This is a genomic window from Bacteroides hominis, assembly GCF_033042785.2.
GTDB classification, from domain to species: Bacteria; Bacteroidota; Bacteroidia; order Bacteroidales; family Bacteroidaceae; genus Bacteroides; species Bacteroides hominis.
Window position 1 is genome coordinate 3,126,607 of the sequence record NZ_CP178829.1, and the last position, 17,525, is coordinate 3,144,131.

Below are 17,525 nucleotides of genomic sequence, written 5' to 3' on the forward strand. Positions count from 1 at the left end.
GAGCGACTTCGCAAGGCAAATGCCGAGTTGTAACGTTCGAATAAGAAACTTGAAAACCGTTTGGGCGTGTCAACAATGATCATTATAATACCTCGAAGAACCGCAAGGGCATCGATAAGGATAAACCTGTGAAAAGCAGGAATGATGACTGTTCTGATTTAGATGGCACATCCGCGTCAACCTCTACGGATACAGGTTGGTTGGACGCTTCTTCCCTGTATATTCCGGTTCTGGCTGTAAAGGTGTTACTTATAAGAAAGATATCGTGGATGATCTTATTGAACATAAATGTGACTGTTCGAAACTTCCGGCCGGGACGGTAATCCTAAAAGTGATGAAGCGTCAGAATTTGCCCATTTGGGTGGACAAGGGTACGGTTCAACTCAACAAGTTGATTCCTGCCTTGAAGGGTATCGCTTTAGAGTTGGGTTCGAATGTGCATGTAGATGAAACGTGGTGCCGTTACCGGACTTGCTTCGAGTACAAGAAAATTTATATGTAGTGCCTTGTGAACAAGTACGCAGATGTTGTAATTTTTATGAAGACTGCCTGAATGCGGGCGGTACCGAGCAGGAGAGGGGCTATGGCCGTAGCATCCTAAAGGATTTTTCGAACGACGCCCAAATCAAATCTTTGCAAAGTGATGGCTATAATGTCTATATGTATCTTGATGATGAGTTGATAGAGGTGCCGCCTTGCCCATGTGCGGAATAAATTCAAGGATGCCTATAATCAAGGCTATAGGAAGGCTCGTTTCTTCTTGGAACAGGTTGCAAAACTTTATAAGCATGAGGATGGCTACCGCCGGGATAATCTGTTAGCTACTGAGACTAAGGAAAAATGTAATGATATTTGTATTAATGGAATCGTTGATGCCTTATGTGATGGACTGTAGGATCTGGTTGCATTGCTCGAAGAGGAGGGGGTGATTTGATGCAAACCACTTTGAATTATCTTCATAAGTTTTGGGACCGGCTTTTTGCTTATCGTAAAGACGGTGAATATACGATAGGCAATCTTGCTGACGGGCGGGCGATACGCCCCTTAACTGTCCAGCGAAAAAATAGGCTGTTTTTCTGTAGTACGAAAGAAACTTTGCGATCGGCCGTTTATAATACCTTTATTGAAACATGCAAGCAGGCGGGGATCAGCTTCCGGTCTTTCTTTTGCAAGTACATGACGGAGATTTGGAAAGATCGAACGGATTATTAGAGCCTGCTTCCTATGACGATCAGTCTAACTAATTAGTGAAAACAAATTAAAACTTAATATCCAAGATAAGTGACAAGTGCCTACTGGCACTCGCCTGAAAGGTGTATATCATGTTTTAAACGCTTACGAGCATTTACAAAAAATAATAAATAATGAAAGCATGTTTTATGGGGTTAGGCTATATTGGCTTGCCCACTGCTATTATTGCTGCCAAACACGGTATTCAGATTACCGGAGTTGACATTAATCCTAAAGTAGTTGAAATGACTAATTTGGGTAAATTGCATATTATTGAACCAGGTATGCAGGCACTGCTTCAAGAAGTAGTTTCTTCAGGATGGTTAAAGGCTTCTACTACACCAGATGTGAGTGATGCGTATTTTGTGGTTGTGCCTACACCCTTCAAAGGAAATCATGAACCTGATATTTCTTATGTTGAGACTGCTACTCGTGCTGTAATTCCTTTCTTAAAAGAAGGAGATTTGTATGTGATAGAGTCGACTTCTCCCGTTGGCACTACCGATAAAATGGCAGATTTGATTTTTGATTTACGTCCGGAATTGAAAGATAAACTTTATATAGCTTATTGTCCAGAACGTGTTCTTCCGGGAAATGTTATTTATGAGTTAGTCCATAATGATCGTGTTATTGGTGGTATAAATGAGGCTTCTACCGATAAAGCTATTGAATTTTATAGCCACTTTGTACAAGGTACGTTGCATCGTACAAATTGTAAAACAGCCGAAATGTGTAAATTGACAGAAAACTCTTCTCGTGATGTACAAATCGCTTTTGCAAATGAACTTTCCTTGATATGCGATAAAGCAGGAATTAATGTTTGGGAATTAATAAGTTTAGCCAATAAACATCCTCGTGTGAATATCCTTCAACCAGGTTGTGGTGTAGGGGGGCATTGCATTGCGGTTGATCCTTATTTTATTACGTCAAATTTTCCTATGGAATCTAAAATCATTTCTACAGCCCGTGAGATAAATAATTACAAAGCCTTTTGGTGTGCAGAAAAAGTTCAGAATTCCATGTTAAAGTTTGAACTTGAACATCATCGCAGACCAGCTATTGCTATGATGGGTTTAGCTTTCAAACCAGATATTGATGATTTACGTGAAGCCCCTGCAAAATATATCACGACGAAGGTGATGCAAAGTTGCAATAATGCAGATATTATGGTAGTGGAACCTAATGTACAAGAACATAATGTTTTCAAACTCACTGACTATAAAGAGGCTTATACAAAGGCTGATATTGTAGTATTTCTCGTAGCTCATACTTCGTTCAAGTCTCTTCCTTATGATGAGACAAAAGTCATTCTTGACTTTTGTGGTATCTCCAAAAGATAATAAATTCTATTCTGTTTTATGAAAAAAGTAGTATTGGTTTTTGGGACACGTCCCGAAGCTATAAAAATGGCTCCTATAGTTAAAGAATTTCAAAAACATCCGGATGAATTCAAAACGATAGTATGTGTTACTGGTCAGCATCGTGAAATGCTTGATCAGGTATTGAACATCTTCGAAATCACTCCTGATTATGATTTGAATATCATGAAACAAGGGCAGGATCTTTATGATATAACAAGTCGTGTTTTGACAGGGATGCGTGATGTGTTGAGAGAGTCTCAGCCAGATATCGTTTTGGTCCATGGTGATACAACGACTTCTATGGCATCGGCCTTAGCGGCATTTTATCAACAAATACCTGTGGGTCATATTGAGGCAGGTTTACGTACGCATAATATTTATAGTCCTTGGCCAGAAGAAATGAATCGGCAGATAACAAGTCGTATAACTACCTGTCATTTCTCACCAACTTTATTAAGTAAGCAGAACTTGTTGGATGAAGGAATAAGAGAATCTTCTATAACTGTGACTGGTAATACGGTGATTGATGCACTTTATATGGTTGTTGATAAGATTAAAAATAATAAAGAACTCAATAAAGAATTAGAAAGTATTTTAAAACAAACTGGATACGATATCAATCGTTTGCAGAATGGAAGGAAATTAATTTTAATTACTGGACATCGTCGTGAAAACTTTGGTAATGGTTTTATTTCAATGTGTAAGGCTATTAATACCTTAAAAAAGAAATATCCAGATGTCGATTTTGTTTATCCGATGCACTTAAATCCCAATGTTCGTAAGCCTATCCATGAAATTTTCGGAGATAATCTATCCAACCATAATAATCTGTTTTTTATAGAACCGTTGGAATATCTTTCGTTCGTTTATTTGATGGAGAAATCTACAATTGTTTTGACTGATAGTGGTGGAATTCAAGAGGAGGCTCCAGGACTTGGAAAGCCAGTGCTTGTAATGAGAGACACCACTGAGCGTCCCGAAGCATTGGAGGCCGGAACTGTAAAATTAGTGGGAACAAATTATGATAAGATTGTAGATGGTATTTCTACTTTGTTGGATGATAAAGTGTATTATGAAGAAATGAGTAAATCGGTGAATCCTTATGGAGATGGAAAAGCTAGTGAGCGAATTGTAAATAATATCAATTATGTTTAAAGATAAGGTGTTAATGATTACTGGAGGAACAGGTTCTTTTGGTAATGCTGTATTAAAACATTTTTTAAATTCTGATTTAAAAGAAATAAGAATATTCAGTAGAGACGAAAAAAAACAGGAAGACATGCGCATTGAATATAAAAATGATAAATTAAATTTTATCATTGGCAATGTACGTGATTTTGATACTATCAACAATGCAATGGCAGGGGTTGACTATGTCTTTCATGCAGCAGCTTTGAAGCAAGTTCCTTCTTGTGAATTTTATCCAATGCAAGCTATTCGTACTAACTTGTATGGTGCTGAAAATGTATTAGAGGCTGCAGCTCGTAATAATGTAAAGAAAGTTGTTGTTTTAAGTACTGATAAAGCTGCTTACCCTATCAATGCTATGGGAATGACTAAAGCTTTGATGGAGAAGTTGGCTATTTCTAAAGCTCGAGATGCTCGTGTACAAGCAAATGGAGGGGTTATTTGTGCTACTCGTTATGGAAATGTGATGTGTTCTCGAGGATCTATTATTCCTTTATTTATTAAGCAAATAAAAGAGGGGCTTCCTTTAACTATAACAGAGCCTCGAATGACGCGCTTTATGATGTCATTAGATGATGCAGTTGATTTGGTTTTGTTTGCTTTTAAAAATGCTGAACCAGGGGACTTGTTTGTTCAAAAGGCCCCAGCAGCTACAATCCAAGATTTGGCTATTGCATTGAAAGAACTTTTTCATGCGAATAATGAGATACACATAATTGGGCCTCGGCATGGTGAAAAGATGTATGAGACATTGTGTACGAAAGAAGAAATGTCAAAGGCTACGGATATGGGGGAATTTTATCGTGTTCCCGCAGATTTTCGGGATTTGAACTATACTAAATATGTCCAAAAAGATGGTCCTATGTTAGTAGAACATGAGTATAATTCAGAGAATACGCATCGCTTAAATGTGGAAGAGTTGAAAGAAATGCTTTTAACATTAGATTATGTAAAAGAAGAGTTAGGTATAAATAAATAAGATAAATAATAATGATACCTTTAGTGAAACCTTATATTCCTCCTGCTGATATTTTAATGCCAGAATTACACAAGATATTGTATAGTGGCTATATTGCAGAGGGAGAAGCAGTTTATCAGTTTGAAGATAAGTTTCGTGCTTATATTGGGAATCCTCTGTCATTAGCTTTACATTCGGGTACCGATGGACTTCATCTATCTCTTTTGTTAGCGGGAGTCAAACCGGGTGATGAAGTAATTAGTACTCCAATGACAGCAGAACCGACTAATACTTCTATAGCTATGGTAGGAGGCAAAGTTGTATGGGGAGATGTCAACCCTAATAATGGACTTTTGGATCCTCGCAGTGTTGAAAGTGTGATAACAGAAAAAACTAAGGCTATTGTTTTAGTGCATTATGCAGGTATGGTCTGTGATATGGATGCTTTTAATAAAATCTCGCAAAAGTATAATATTCCTATTATAGAAGATGCTGCTCATGCCTTAGGAAGTAAATATGCGGGTAAAATGGTAGGTTGCGGTTCTCCTTATACTATTTTTTCTTTGCAAGCAATTAAACATATGACAACTATTGACGGAGGCTTTCTTTGTTTGAAAGATGAAATAGAATTTGATAAAGCCAGAAGATTACGTTGGTTTGGGCTTGATAAAAAACGTTCTCGTCTGGAGAATGATATTACAGAGGTAGGTTATAAATATGCAATGAATAATGTCAATGCTACAATAGGAAATGTTCAAATGCAATATGTTGATAAGATTATTGCGAGTTACATTGAGAATGGAAGATATTATGATCTAGCATTGTCGGACATTGATGGGATTCATTTGGTAGATTATTCTGCTAAAACGGAAGCTTCTTATTGGCTTTATACTATGCGGGTTGATGATCGTGATAATTTTATAAAAGCGATGGAATCAGCAGGAATTTTAGCTTCGCCACTTCACCATCGTAGTGATACACATAGTATTTTTAAAGAGTCTAAGAGGGAGTTACCTAATATGGATAGATGGTATAGGGAATTCGTTCATATTCCTTGCGGTTGGTGGATTACAGAAGAGGTAAGAACACAAATAGTTGAAGCTATCAAGAAAGGGTGGTGATTAGGCATGTTTGACATTCATTTTGTAACACACGATCAGCTTACTGAAATAATTCTTTTAGAAGTGATTCGCCTTAAATCTTCGGCTTGGAATTATTCTTATGAGGATCAAGTATCGTGGATTAATACTCATATAAAAGATTCGGATTTGCATTGTTTTTTATCAGAGGATGGTGTTAATGTTGGTTATCTTAATTTGATTGAGACAAATATCATTGTCGATGATTTAAGTTATAGAGCATATGGTGTTGGTAATGTTTGTTCTATCGTCAGAAAAAAGGGGTATGGCAGTATACTCCTGAATTATGTTAATGATTTCATTGTAAATAAGGAATATATTGGAGTATTGTTATGTAAACCAGAATTGTCACATTTTTATAATAAATCTGGTTGGAAATTAGTACCATATTTAAAGTTATTATGTGAGTTCTCATTAACTAATATAGAGATGATGACATATAATTGTGAATTTAATTATAAACAAATTATTTATAAAGGAGGGCCTTTTTAATTTATTATGGTGCCATTATATAAACCTTATATGCCGGAGCAGTTGCCAGATTTAGACGCAATTATACATTCGGGGGCATTATCTTATGGAAAGTGGGGACTTCTTTTAGAAGAAAAATTATCGACTTTCTTAGGGATTGAAAATTTACTGACAACAAACTCATATGCTTCTGCGATACAAGTTGCATTAACGGTTTTAGAGTTGAAGCCAGGGGATGAAGTTATTTCTTCTCCAATGAGTTGTTTGGCTTCTAATATGCCATTAAAAACTTATGGTCTGGATATTGTTTGGGCTGACATTGACCCTACTACAGGAACGCTATCCCCGGATAGTGTTAGAGAAAAAGTAACACCAAAAACAAAGTTGATATTTCATAATCACTTTTGTGGATATGTGGGCTATGTTGATGAGATCAATGCAGTCGCTAAGGAATTTGGAATCCCAGTTATTGATGATTGTGTAGAAGCTTTTGGGTCGAAATATAAAGGTAAATATACAGGAAATTTAGGTACTGATCTATCTGTATTTTCTTTTCAAACAGTACGTTTACCCAATACTGTTGATGGTGGAGCTATAGTATTTAATAACAAATCTTTATTAGATAAGGCTATTTTAACAAGGGATTTTGGCATAAATCGTAAAACATTTCGAGATGAATATGCTGAAATATCTCCGAGTTGTGATATTTCTCTTTCTGGTTATGGGGCAACAATGAGTGAGCTAAATAGTTATATTGGCTGTATGCAGATGGGGACAATTCAACAGTTGTTGGAGACTCAGCGACTTAACTCCGAACGTTGGGATACTTTTTTAACAGAGAATTATCCTAAAGTTTATAAATTGAATACAAGAAGAGAAATACAACCTAATTATTGGGTGTATGGTTGTTTGGCTGAAAATAAATTAGATATGATGCTTCAGTTTAGAAGTTTGGGATATTATGCTTCTGGGGTGCATCTAAATAATAATTGTTATTCAATATTCGGAGATAAAAAATATCTTCCAGGTGTGGATAGCTTTAATCGAAATTTTTTAGCTATTCCTTGTGGATGGTGGGTTGATAGATGCCTGCTGTAAAAAAAAAGTATAAATGTGTTACTTGGTGTGGCGTGAAAAATGTTTGTATTTTACTTTTGGAACTGCTTGTTACTTCCTGTTTTGATGATGATTTGGAGAGAAAAGTTGACAGTTTGGAATATGAAATTGAAAAAGTTATTTCGACTAATGATATACTGTCTTTAAAGTATGAACTTTATTTAGCTTGCTATGAAGGTAAATTGCTAAAATAGGTTGGGAAGAATGAATCTGCTGATATACTTTGTTGGGAAACTGGAGAAAAGTTGTTGATTCATACGGGGTTGTTAAGTCATATAGACTGTAATGAGAGAGATTGGAAGGTTATAGCTTATTTATGTGATTCAACAAAATAAAATTGGGATATTGTGGTGATGCCTTGAATTTATCTTCAGATAACTTGGTATTAAACCCTTATGGAATAGCTCCTCTTTCTTTGTAAATAGAGGTTTGGACTCTGGTTCTTGGAAAATTTTCCGTAAAAGTAATGGGGCAGGATAGCCCTATGTCTGATATGGTTAGTCATTTTGATAGTTATCGCGGACGCATATTTTAAGTGTAATAGGACTATATCTAGGGTGTAAGAATTCAATAGAATTAACGTTTAAGAGTGAGAAAGATATTATGCCCTGTATAGATACTGTAACTATTACTATCTCGAAAATGGAGATTGATTTACCTAAAATAGAGATTGTTAAGCAATGTGGTATGATTGCTGCTAATACTGTCTTTTTAATAAATAGTTTGACTTCTAATATTCCATATATGTTTTTGGATAGGCTCAGGGGCGTAAAAGTTACTTGGGATAAAATAAAATAGATTCTTACTCCTCATAGAGAGGCTGGTCAACTCAGTATAAAAGGTATTTATTAAATCCCAACGGTGATGATTCTAGTTTTGATTGAGTTTGCAACACTGTCCGGTTGTAACTGCTGAGGGGCATGTATTGATATTTGACAATGGATATGGATGTAATTTTTCTGGATCTAATAGACATAGTCGGGGTGAGTATAAAATAGTAGGTCTTGATGTAGAGCAAATTTGGGAGTATGGTAAAGAACGAGGCGAAGATTTTTTCTCTCCTATTACTAGTGAGGTACAATATATAGAGGAATCTTAATCTAGATTACTGGTTTCTGGAGCTTTAAAATATGATCTGAATTATACGGATAGTTTGAATAATTAGGTTTTCCCTAATACAAATTTTGTTAGTACACGTATTATTGAAGTAGATAGTAAGAATAATGTTAGTTTTGAGATGCTCTATAAATCTCAGAAAATGGATATGACATTTAGAATGCAAAAGATGTAACTTTATAATTAAAATCTAAGTGAATAAGCTACTTAAAAACTGGTCATATTTGTTACTGTCTGATATATCTCAGTCAGTAATTAATTTTTTTGTTTTTATGTTGTTGGCTAGGAAATTAACTCCTGTCGGCTATGGTGAGTTTAATGTAATACTAGCTATAGTGGCTATATTTTCAGTAGTAGCGACGAATTTGGGAGCTAACCATGTAATAACAAGAGAGGTTACTTTACACCCCGATAATACGAAGGGAATTTGTTATAATGTAATACCTTTAAGGTTAATTGCATTAGCGATTGCTTTTCTTGGTGTCTTTGTTTATATAGTTTGTGGGAAAGGTGTGTCATTTAGTTCGAGCTTTTATATTTTTATTTTGATATTTGCCACATCTGTTTGGGATTTTGCTGAGTCCGTTGCTTTTGGTCGTTTAGTAACTAAATATACTACTTTTTTCAATCTTTCATTTTCATGTTCTTGGTTGCTATTTGTTCTTTTTCTGCCAGAAAGTTATTTTAGTATAGAAGTTGTATTGGTTATTTATTCTCTGTTGTTTGTATGTAAATCGATTGGTTATTTGGGACGTTCTTGTGAGAAATTTGTAAAAACTACTTTGCCAGTTATATCATTGACAAAACGATCTTTATTTATGATGAGTCTTCCTTATTTATGGATGAGAGTGTTTGGAATATTTGGTGAGCAAATTCCAATTCTAATCTTGAATAATAAATGTGGAACTGATCAAGTAGGCTACTTTTCGGTTGGCTTCCGATTGATTATTCCAATTACCATCGCTATAAATACAGGATTGAGGGCTGTTTTCCCCTTTATGACAAGAGCTTATACAGAAGATCCTAAATTATTTTCTGAGAAATTAATAAAGGTTTTTACTTTCGTAATGATTTGGGGGACTCTAGTAGCAGGTATTTTGGTTTTATTTAGTGAATATTGGATTCCCTTCTTTCTAGGAAAATCATATTTAAATTCAATTGATGCATTTAATTATTTGGCATGGTTTGGAGTTGGAATGTGTTTTGATTTGTTGTTATCTACGCTCTTGTCATCTACATATAAACAAAAAATATTAGCAGCTATTACAACTATTGATTTTTTTATTGTCATAGCTTTTTTGTATTGGGGAGCTCAATATGGAGCAATAGGGTTAGCTTTAGCTAAGTTGTTGAGTATGCTATTTATATTGGGTTATCATATTATAGTTGTTTGTAAAGTATTTAATATGAGTATCCGGAATCGTAATTTTATTATTTCTTTGGTGGTTTATTTGTTTGCTATGTCTGTTACCTTATTTATTTCATTATTCATTCTTAAATTACTACTATTTATATTACCTTTCTTGGTAGTGGGATTTATTCCAAATAATCCTATTAGGCAATGTATAGTAGGAGTACGTTCATTGATATATAAAAATAAAATATGAATATTGCAGCTATTACTATAACTTATAACGATGGGTATAAGTTTAAAGAGTGGGTTGAACACTATCAAGAATATAAAAGTGAGTTATATCTTCACATCATTGTGGATAACGGTTCAGAAGATGAATATATGGCGCAACTGAAGTCAACTTTTACAGATTCTATAATTATCGAAAGAGGTAAAAATGGCGGTTGTACTCATGCTTATAATGATGGAATTAGATATGCTCTTAATGATAAGCATGTTGATGCAATTATGTTGATAGGAAATGATATAAAATTATCGGTTCATGGTGTGAAAGGTTTGTATGATTTCTTAATGTCTAATGCTGAATATGGGATGGTTGAGCCTATACTATTAGCGAAAGACTCTGATATTGTGGAGGACTTTGGTAATGAGATATCGAGATATTTGCAGATGAAACCTTTTGCAGTAGGGCAAGATATCGGTAATTTAACAGGAGATGAAGTCAGAACTGTATTTACTGTAACTGGTGGCATGAACTTGGCTAAAAGAGAGTTTTATGAGATTGTGGGATTGCAAGATGATCTATTATTTATGTATTCAGATGAAGTGGATATGGGAATTAGAGCTAAACATTGTGGATTCACTATGGCTGTGACTAAAAATATTCAAGCCTGGCATCAACATATTAATCCTGGAGGAACTGTACGTAGACAGATGTATACATCTTATCTTATAGGTCGAAATAAGGTATATCTTGCGAATAAGCACTTTGGCCGTCTGCGGCAGGTGGAATTGTTCTTATATCATTTTTTCTTATTTATAGGTGGATATTTGAAAAATATAAGGAATAGGGAAGCACAAGCGCATTTGATTCAATTCATAAAAGGTTCGTGGAATGGTCTTATAGGAAAAATGTCATTAGTTGGAATAATTAAAGGGTATTGAATATATGGATATTGTAAAGGATTATAAAAAAGTTATAGAAATTACTTTAGGAGAAGTAGTGGCATCTCCTGATTTTTTTGTTTCAGTTGGGGCTATTGATTATGGATATATTATTGATAATGGTTGTATCCTTCCTTTCTATATAAAAAAGAAATTCCTTTTTCGTTATATGATTTTTTCAACGGGTATATTAAATTGTTCGTCCTCTGAACAAGAACAAGTGTTTATAGACCGGCTTATTCCATTTGTGAAAGAGTCATTTAAAATTGATTTTATATTATCGCAACATGTAAATGCTTTGTTTTCTATTGTTCCTCCTAGATCTCAGTATTGTTTGTTTGGCTCTTATATTTTAGACTTGTCATTGACCGAAGATGATATATGGGCAAAAATGCACTCTAAGCATAGGAATGTAATTAGAAAAGCAGAGAAAGATGGGGTGATTATTACTTGCGGGGATGACAATAAAGAAGAATGCATTAGGTTGGTGCAAAACACTTTACTGAGACAGGGAATAGCACCTATCAATGATAATGTTTTTTCTAATTTAGGTAATGTTAAGTATGTTGACTATTGGCTGGCTACTCTTAATAATGGAATAGAGGGTGGGGCAATAATATATTGGCATCCGAATTGTGGTGCCTATTATATGTATGGTGGATCTGGAGAAAAACCTCATACTGGTAGTATGAATTTACTACAGTGGAATGTCATCAAAAAGATGAAGGAAAATAACGTGAAGTTTTATGATTTTATGGGGGCGCGCATAAATCCCGAAGTTGGTAGCAAGTATGAAGGTATTCAAAGATTTAAAGAGCGATTTGGAGGAGAACTTAAGAAAGGGTATCTGTGGAAATATTCTTTGAATGATTTTAAGTATTGGCTGTATAGATTGCTGGTATTTATATATAGTAAAGGTCATTTTCATGGAGATATTATTGATCAAGAACGTAAAAGAGGTAATATATGACTGTTAAGAAGTGTGTATTAACGTTGGATTATGAATTGTTTTTCGATAAAAGCGGAACGCCACAAGTCTCCATGCTTAATCCAACAGATCTATTATTAAATGTTTTAGAAGAAACGTCATCTAAAGCTACTTTTTTTATTGATACTATTTATTTGAATAAACTTAGAAATAGTAATGATATAAAAAATAAAATATTATTTGATAATATAGTAAACCAACTAAAAAGAATTGTTAAGCAAGGTAGTCGGATAGAGTTGCACTTACATCCTCATTGGATTGATGCTTATCAGAATGGAGATCAATGGGTATTTCCTTCTTACGCACATTATAAATTGGGCAGTTTATCTGATGAAACTGTAGAGTGCCTATTTAAAGAAGGTATTTTATTATTGAATGAAATTGCACAAAGTGTTGATCGTGATTATAGGATAATGGCTTTCCGAGCTGGCGGTTGGTGTGTTGAGCCATTTACTAAGTTGAGGAATCTATTTGTAGCAAACAATATACTTATAGATTCATCAGTGGTTTCTGGAATGAAATTTTCTGGTGAGGTTCATAATATTGATTATAGTTCCATTTTACCTAACACTCACTACTATTTTTCAGATTCGGTTTATGAACAGAATAGTACAGGTGTGTTTTTAGAGATTCCTATTAATGGATATCAGCTGTCTGCCTTAAATAAAATTGTGTGGAAAATGAAGAGTATATTGGCAGGTGAAAAGGCGAAAATATATGGTGATGGTATTGGTATGCAAAGTGTTGAGCATCAAACAATATTGAATAAAATTCTTAAATTGTTTGTTGGACAGGGGCAGTATGTTCAATATTCGTTAGATGGTTATATTGATTCTGATAATCTCAATAATGCTATTAATAATAGTAAACTTAGTTTTATTTCATTAGTTGCGCATCCAAAAACATTGACAAAATCTTCTCTTGATGCAATAAAATATCTTACTAATGTAGGATGCTCATTTGTCTCAATTGATAATATATATCATGATATATTGAAATATGATAGATTTTAAAATTAAAATCTCAGACAGGTTAAAGTATCCCGTATTTTGTACTATATTAGCTGTTTTTGCTTTTGATTTAAGAACTTTCTTTGGAGCTTTTCTGCCTATAAGCCTAATTACGTCAGTGGTTCTTATAATTTTTATCTATTGTTTCTGCCTTCTTTTTTTGAGCTCGCATAGGATTTTACCTGTTAAAATAAGAAATATGGATATTCTATTGATTATCTTTTTTTTTATTTATGGAGTTCGGATGTACTATAACATATTTGTAGAGCAACTTTATCAGTTATTATTTGTAAATCGATTTACCTGTATTGTATACTATATGTTTATATGTATACTACCCTATGTAATTTGCCGGCGGATTCCTTGGAATATTATTAATTTTAGAAAAGTCTTATGGACTCTGTGGTGGCTATTTGTACTAGGGCTTGTGATTGCTTTTAAATCGGTGTTATCTATATTAGCCTCTGGAGATAGTTTCTTTAATGGTAGGGCTGATGCGAATACTTATTTAGATACTATCGGATATGGGCATACAGGGCTTAGCCTTGTTCTGATCTGTTTTTCACTTATTTCTTTCTATAAAAGAAATAAATGGAAATGGCTTTTTTCCATTCCTATCATTTTGGGATTGGTATCAATGGGGTTAGCAAATTCTAGAAGCCCTTTTGTTGCGTTATTTGCCATTTTAGCATTATATCTCTGTTTGAAACTGAATTTTAAAATTATTTTAACGACTGCTTTTTGTTTCATAGTGCTATTACTAAACTTAGATAGTATAGACTTATTTTTTAAGGAATATTTTAACAGCCCTTTTATCGAACGCACAATGACTCTTTTTGAGCTTGGCAGTGCCTTAGAAACATCTTCTGGTAGAGATCTTATATACGAAGATGGTATAAAAATGTTCTTAGAGCATCCTATTATTGGAAAAGCTATTATACTTACGGATGGTGAATTTAGGGGATCTTATGTTCATAATATATTCTTGGAGGTGTTTATGGGATTAGGATTAGTGGGTGGAGGTTTATTTCTTTTTATTATGGTAAAGGCTATGAAGATTGTAATTAGAATGATAAAAGAAAATGATGCCTATCTTTTCTTCGCTCTTATCTTCGTACAGTATCTTACATTGTTACAATTCTCAAGAACTTTGATGTTTTTGCCTGTTTTTTGGGCTTCATTAGGATGCTTATTTTCTTTTAATTATAATAGAACTGAATATGAAAAAAATAGCAATAGTAACAGCTAGTTTTGCACCAATTTCTACCCCAAGGGCAAATAGAGCTACTGAACTGGCGAAAGAATTTGCGAAACAAGGTTGTTTAGTTACAGTATATAATTGTACTTCGGTTGTAGATGGCACATTTAATATAAATGAAAATATTAGAGTTGTTGATTTGAATATACGTAAAGCTAGTATTATGAAATCTTCAACTAAAAATAATGTTACATATACCATTTTAGATAAAGGCATTATTTTGATTAGAAAATTAGTATATTACTTTTTCTTGGGTTCATGGCTACTTTATTTATTGGGCTTAAAAAAGAAACTAAGATTTGATGATAAATATGATTTATTGATTTCTATAGGACTACCTTTTACAATCCATTGGGGGGCATCGTTAAGAATACATGGACATAATATAGCAAGATGTTACGTTGCTGATTATGGTGATCCATTTTCGAGAGGTAATGATAACTTGAAATGTGCTAAGTATTTTCAATGGATAGAAAAAAAAGTAATAGATAAATTTGATTATATAACTATTCCTACTTACAATGCAATAGATTCTTATACTTGGTTAAAAAGTTCGGATTGTATTAAAGTTATTCCACAAGGATTCAATTTTTCTGAAGTTAAGACACTTGATTATGTACCCAATAAAATACCTACATTTATCTATGCTGGTATTTTCTATTCGGATATACGAAATCCAAAGAATTTGTTTGACTGTCTACTTAAATTAGATTTTGATTTCTGTTTTATTATTTATACGGTAAAAGGTCTTCAAGATAGTTATTCATGTATAAAGCCTTATATTGATAAACTTGGTAGTAAGTTAGTTATATATGATTCAATTCCAAGATTAGCTCTAATAGAAAAGTTGAGTGTAGCTGATTTTTTAATTAATATGAGCAATACTTCAGCCAATCAGATACCTAGTAAGTTGATTGATTATGCTCTATCTCACAGACCTATTTATTCTTGTACACCTAATTCTATTGACTTAGATAAATTAATTAGCTTTTGTAAGGGAGATTATACCGGTTCTGAAAATATCAACCTTAGAGATTACGATATTACTACCATAGTAAATAGTTTTTTTTCTTTAATGCAATAATGTAAATGATATCAGTGTGCATAGCTACTTATAATGGAAGTAAGTACATAAAAGAGCAGATAGACTCTATTTTACCTCAATTAGACGAGTGTGATGAGATTATTGTTTCGGATGATTCGTCGACAGATAATACCCTCTCCATTCTTAAGTCCTATCATGATAGGAGGATCATTATATTTACTAATCAAAAGTTCAATTCTCCCATATATAATTTTGAAAATGCTTTAAAGCATGCAAAAGGTGATATTATCTTTCTTTCAGACCAAGATGATATTTGGGAGTTTAATAAGGTCCAAGTAATGATATCCTTTCTTCAGAAAAAATCATTGGTTGTGTCTGATTGTTATATTATTAATCAAGATAAAAATGTAATTTGTGATTCGTTATTTAATGGAAAAGTTCCAAACGCCGGAGTATTCATTAATATACTTCGTAATCATTATATTGGTTGTTGTATGGCGTTTCGGCGAGAGATTTTAAATGCAGCATTACCTTTTCCTTCTTCTTTAGCCATGCATGATATTTGGTTAGGATTATGTGCGTCTGCCTTTTATTCTGCTGTATTTATACCTAATCGGCTCATAAAATATAGACGACATAATACTAATGCTTCTCCGACATTAGAAAATAGTACTTTGCCATTATTGTATAGGGTACAGTATCGATGGACCTTGATTATAGCGCTTGTAAGAAGAGCGTTGAAAATAAGTAAGCATCTATAGTTTTTATTATATTATTGAGAAATTATGGACTTTTTATTAATATTCATTTATGTTCTTATAAAGGAATATCTAAAACATATAATTGCGGTAAATATTTGCATTTTCGTTTATTGATCCTATTGTTAAAAAATGTCTCTTGAGGTTTTGAAAATTTCTTTTATTGTTGTTGAATATCATTCAATAGAAGATATTATAACGTGTTATTCATCTATTATTGGTATTATACCTTCTAATTGGCAATGTGAAGTGATTGTTTCTTCTAATTCAGTTTATCCATTAAAGCAGCAGGAGGAACTTAAAACTTTATATAAAGATATTAAATGGAGGTTTAACGAAAAGAATGGGGGATTTGCTTATGCTATGAATCAAGGTTTATCAATAGCAGATGGTGATATTCTTGTAATAATGAATCCTGATGTTAGGCTGAAAACGGGAATTGAAAAGATGGTAACTTATTTGTACTCCCATAATGAAATAGGAGTTATTGCTCCTAAAATAATAAATATTAATGGTAAAATACAAGATAGCTTTCGGGATTTTATTACACCAATGAACTTCATAAAACGACATTTGAGCCGTATATTCAAATCTACTAATCAGATTGGTATTATTGAGGTCATTAGTCAAGTGGATTGGGTAATTGGAGCTTTTATGATGATGCCGCGTCAAGCTTATGAGGTAGTAAAAGGGTTAGATGAATATTATTTTTTATATTGTGAAGATATGGATTTCTGTAAGAGGATACAATTGGAAGGTTTTTCTGTGGTTTATTACCCTGAAAGTGAAATAGAATATGAAGGAACACGCTCTGCAAGACGGTCGTTGAAATATGCTTGCATATTTTTTAAGTCATTGTTACGATATTGGACTAAATTTGGATTCAATTAGTAAGCATTCAAATTAGGGCTCGATTTTGAAATATCTATCTTTGTTGCCTAACCAAAATTATATCCCTATGTTTAGCAGTGGAGATATGTCCGAAGATCGTAAAAGCCGTTATATCAGTTATCTCGTTGACTACGTCAATGAGACCGAGTTGGACAAGAAAGCGCTGGAACTTGTCTTGGAGGATTTTCTTAGTGCCTGGAACGATATGAAAGCTGAACTGGCTGAGTTACAAAGGAGACAAGACGAAATGGTTTTCCAAACTACAGGAGTCAGCCTCTGAGCTTTGTGAGGAAGTAAGAAAGGGTAAGAAAGCCGAGCGTGAGGTAGAACAACTGAAGTCTCACCTCAAGTTCTCTGCTAAGAATAAGTTCAGAGACAAGCGGTAAAAGGTGAACCGGGGTGACGATGCAAAAGCCGACGAGGACAACCCTGATTGCATTGGCGAGAAAGATAAATTCGATGATACTCCTAACACGTT

General features: G+C 33.7%; 18 protein-coding genes. All 18 read left to right on the forward strand.

Annotation, left to right across the window (positions count from 1 at the left end):
• Positions 1-265: 265 nt before the first annotated feature.
• The 18 genes from R3O62_RS13025 (at position 266) to R3O62_RS13110 (ending at position 17,327) form a co-directional block, all read left to right on the forward strand.
• Positions 266-502 carry a hypothetical protein gene (locus tag R3O62_RS13025; protein WP_147398397.1) on the forward strand — a complete coding sequence of 79 codons (237 nt, stop codon included), beginning with the start codon at positions 266-268 and terminating at the stop codon, positions 500-502.
• A 431-nt stretch (positions 503-933) separates the two neighbouring features.
• Positions 934-1,212, forward strand: a complete 279-nt coding sequence (locus R3O62_RS13030; RefSeq protein ID WP_050440929.1) for an IS66 family transposase — start codon at positions 934-936, stop codon at positions 1,210-1,212.
• 152 nt (positions 1,213-1,364) lie between these two features.
• On the forward strand, positions 1,365-2,570 hold the full coding sequence (wecC, locus tag R3O62_RS13035; RefSeq protein ID WP_032533869.1) for a UDP-N-acetyl-D-mannosamine dehydrogenase: 1,206 nt from the start codon (positions 1,365-1,367) through the stop codon (positions 2,568-2,570).
• Positions 2,571-2,588: 18 nt separating this feature from the next.
• A complete protein-coding gene (gene wecB / locus R3O62_RS13040; protein WP_032533868.1) occupies positions 2,589-3,746 on the forward strand; it encodes a non-hydrolyzing UDP-N-acetylglucosamine 2-epimerase in 1,158 nt (385 codons plus the stop codon).
• The gene (locus R3O62_RS13045) at positions 3,739-4,758 is read left to right on the forward strand and encodes a polysaccharide biosynthesis protein (RefSeq protein WP_032533867.1); all 1,020 of its coding nucleotides are present in this window, start codon (positions 3,739-3,741) and stop codon (positions 4,756-4,758) included. The genes wecB and R3O62_RS13045 overlap by 8 nt, the downstream gene beginning before the upstream one ends.
• Before the next feature lie 11 nt (positions 4,759-4,769).
• Positions 4,770-5,858, forward strand: coding sequence for a DegT/DnrJ/EryC1/StrS family aminotransferase (locus R3O62_RS13050; protein WP_250702611.1), 1,089 nt, complete (start codon positions 4,770-4,772; stop codon positions 5,856-5,858).
• Positions 5,859-5,864: 6 nt separating this feature from the next.
• A complete protein-coding gene (locus tag R3O62_RS13055; RefSeq protein WP_049129785.1) occupies positions 5,865-6,368 on the forward strand; it encodes a hypothetical protein in 504 nt (167 codons plus the stop codon).
• A 6-nt stretch (positions 6,369-6,374) separates the two neighbouring features.
• Positions 6,375-7,445 carry a DegT/DnrJ/EryC1/StrS family aminotransferase gene (locus tag R3O62_RS13060; RefSeq protein ID WP_032533865.1) on the forward strand — a complete coding sequence of 357 codons (1,071 nt, stop codon included), beginning with the start codon at positions 6,375-6,377 and terminating at the stop codon, positions 7,443-7,445.
• Between the two features lie 904 nt (positions 7,446-8,349).
• On the forward strand, positions 8,350-8,562 hold the full coding sequence (locus tag R3O62_RS13065; RefSeq protein ID WP_226789630.1) for an aryl-sulfate sulfotransferase: 213 nt from the start codon (positions 8,350-8,352) through the stop codon (positions 8,560-8,562).
• 211 nt (positions 8,563-8,773) lie between these two features.
• Positions 8,774-10,186, forward strand: a complete 1,413-nt coding sequence (locus R3O62_RS13070) for an oligosaccharide flippase family protein (protein ID WP_032533863.1) — start codon at positions 8,774-8,776, stop codon at positions 10,184-10,186.
• Positions 10,183-11,097: a glycosyltransferase family 2 protein gene (locus R3O62_RS13075; protein ID WP_032533862.1), complete on the forward strand. Its 915-nt coding sequence runs from the start codon at positions 10,183-10,185 to the stop codon at positions 11,095-11,097. Before R3O62_RS13070 ends, R3O62_RS13075 begins: the two co-directional genes overlap by 4 nt.
• A gap of 4 nt (positions 11,098-11,101) precedes the next feature.
• On the forward strand, positions 11,102-12,067 hold the full coding sequence (locus R3O62_RS13080) for a lipid II:glycine glycyltransferase FemX (RefSeq protein WP_175636640.1): 966 nt from the start codon (positions 11,102-11,104) through the stop codon (positions 12,065-12,067).
• Positions 12,064-13,098 (forward strand): hypothetical protein, encoded by a 1,035-nt coding sequence (locus R3O62_RS13085; protein WP_175636641.1) that lies wholly within the window; start codon positions 12,064-12,066, stop codon positions 13,096-13,098. Before R3O62_RS13080 ends, R3O62_RS13085 begins: the two co-directional genes overlap by 4 nt.
• 196 nt (positions 13,099-13,294) lie before the next feature.
• Entirely contained in the window at positions 13,295-14,344 is a 1,050-nt protein-coding gene (locus R3O62_RS13090) for an O-antigen ligase family protein (protein WP_005808852.1), read from the forward strand.
• Positions 14,316-15,437 carry a hypothetical protein gene (locus R3O62_RS13095; RefSeq protein WP_005808850.1) on the forward strand — a complete coding sequence of 374 codons (1,122 nt, stop codon included), beginning with the start codon at positions 14,316-14,318 and terminating at the stop codon, positions 15,435-15,437. Before R3O62_RS13090 ends, R3O62_RS13095 begins: the two co-directional genes overlap by 29 nt.
• Before the next feature lie 5 nt (positions 15,438-15,442).
• Positions 15,443-16,159: a glycosyltransferase family 2 protein gene (locus tag R3O62_RS13100; protein WP_005808848.1), complete on the forward strand. Its 717-nt coding sequence runs from the start codon at positions 15,443-15,445 to the stop codon at positions 16,157-16,159.
• Between the two features lie 129 nt (positions 16,160-16,288).
• Positions 16,289-17,047 carry a glycosyltransferase gene (locus R3O62_RS13105; protein ID WP_032561226.1) on the forward strand — a complete coding sequence of 253 codons (759 nt, stop codon included), beginning with the start codon at positions 16,289-16,291 and terminating at the stop codon, positions 17,045-17,047.
• Positions 17,048-17,114: 67 nt separating this feature from the next.
• Complete coding sequence (locus R3O62_RS13110; RefSeq protein WP_005808845.1) at positions 17,115-17,327, forward strand: hypothetical protein; 213 nt, start codon at positions 17,115-17,117, stop codon at positions 17,325-17,327.
• The last annotated feature ends 198 nt before the right edge of the window (positions 17,328-17,525 follow it).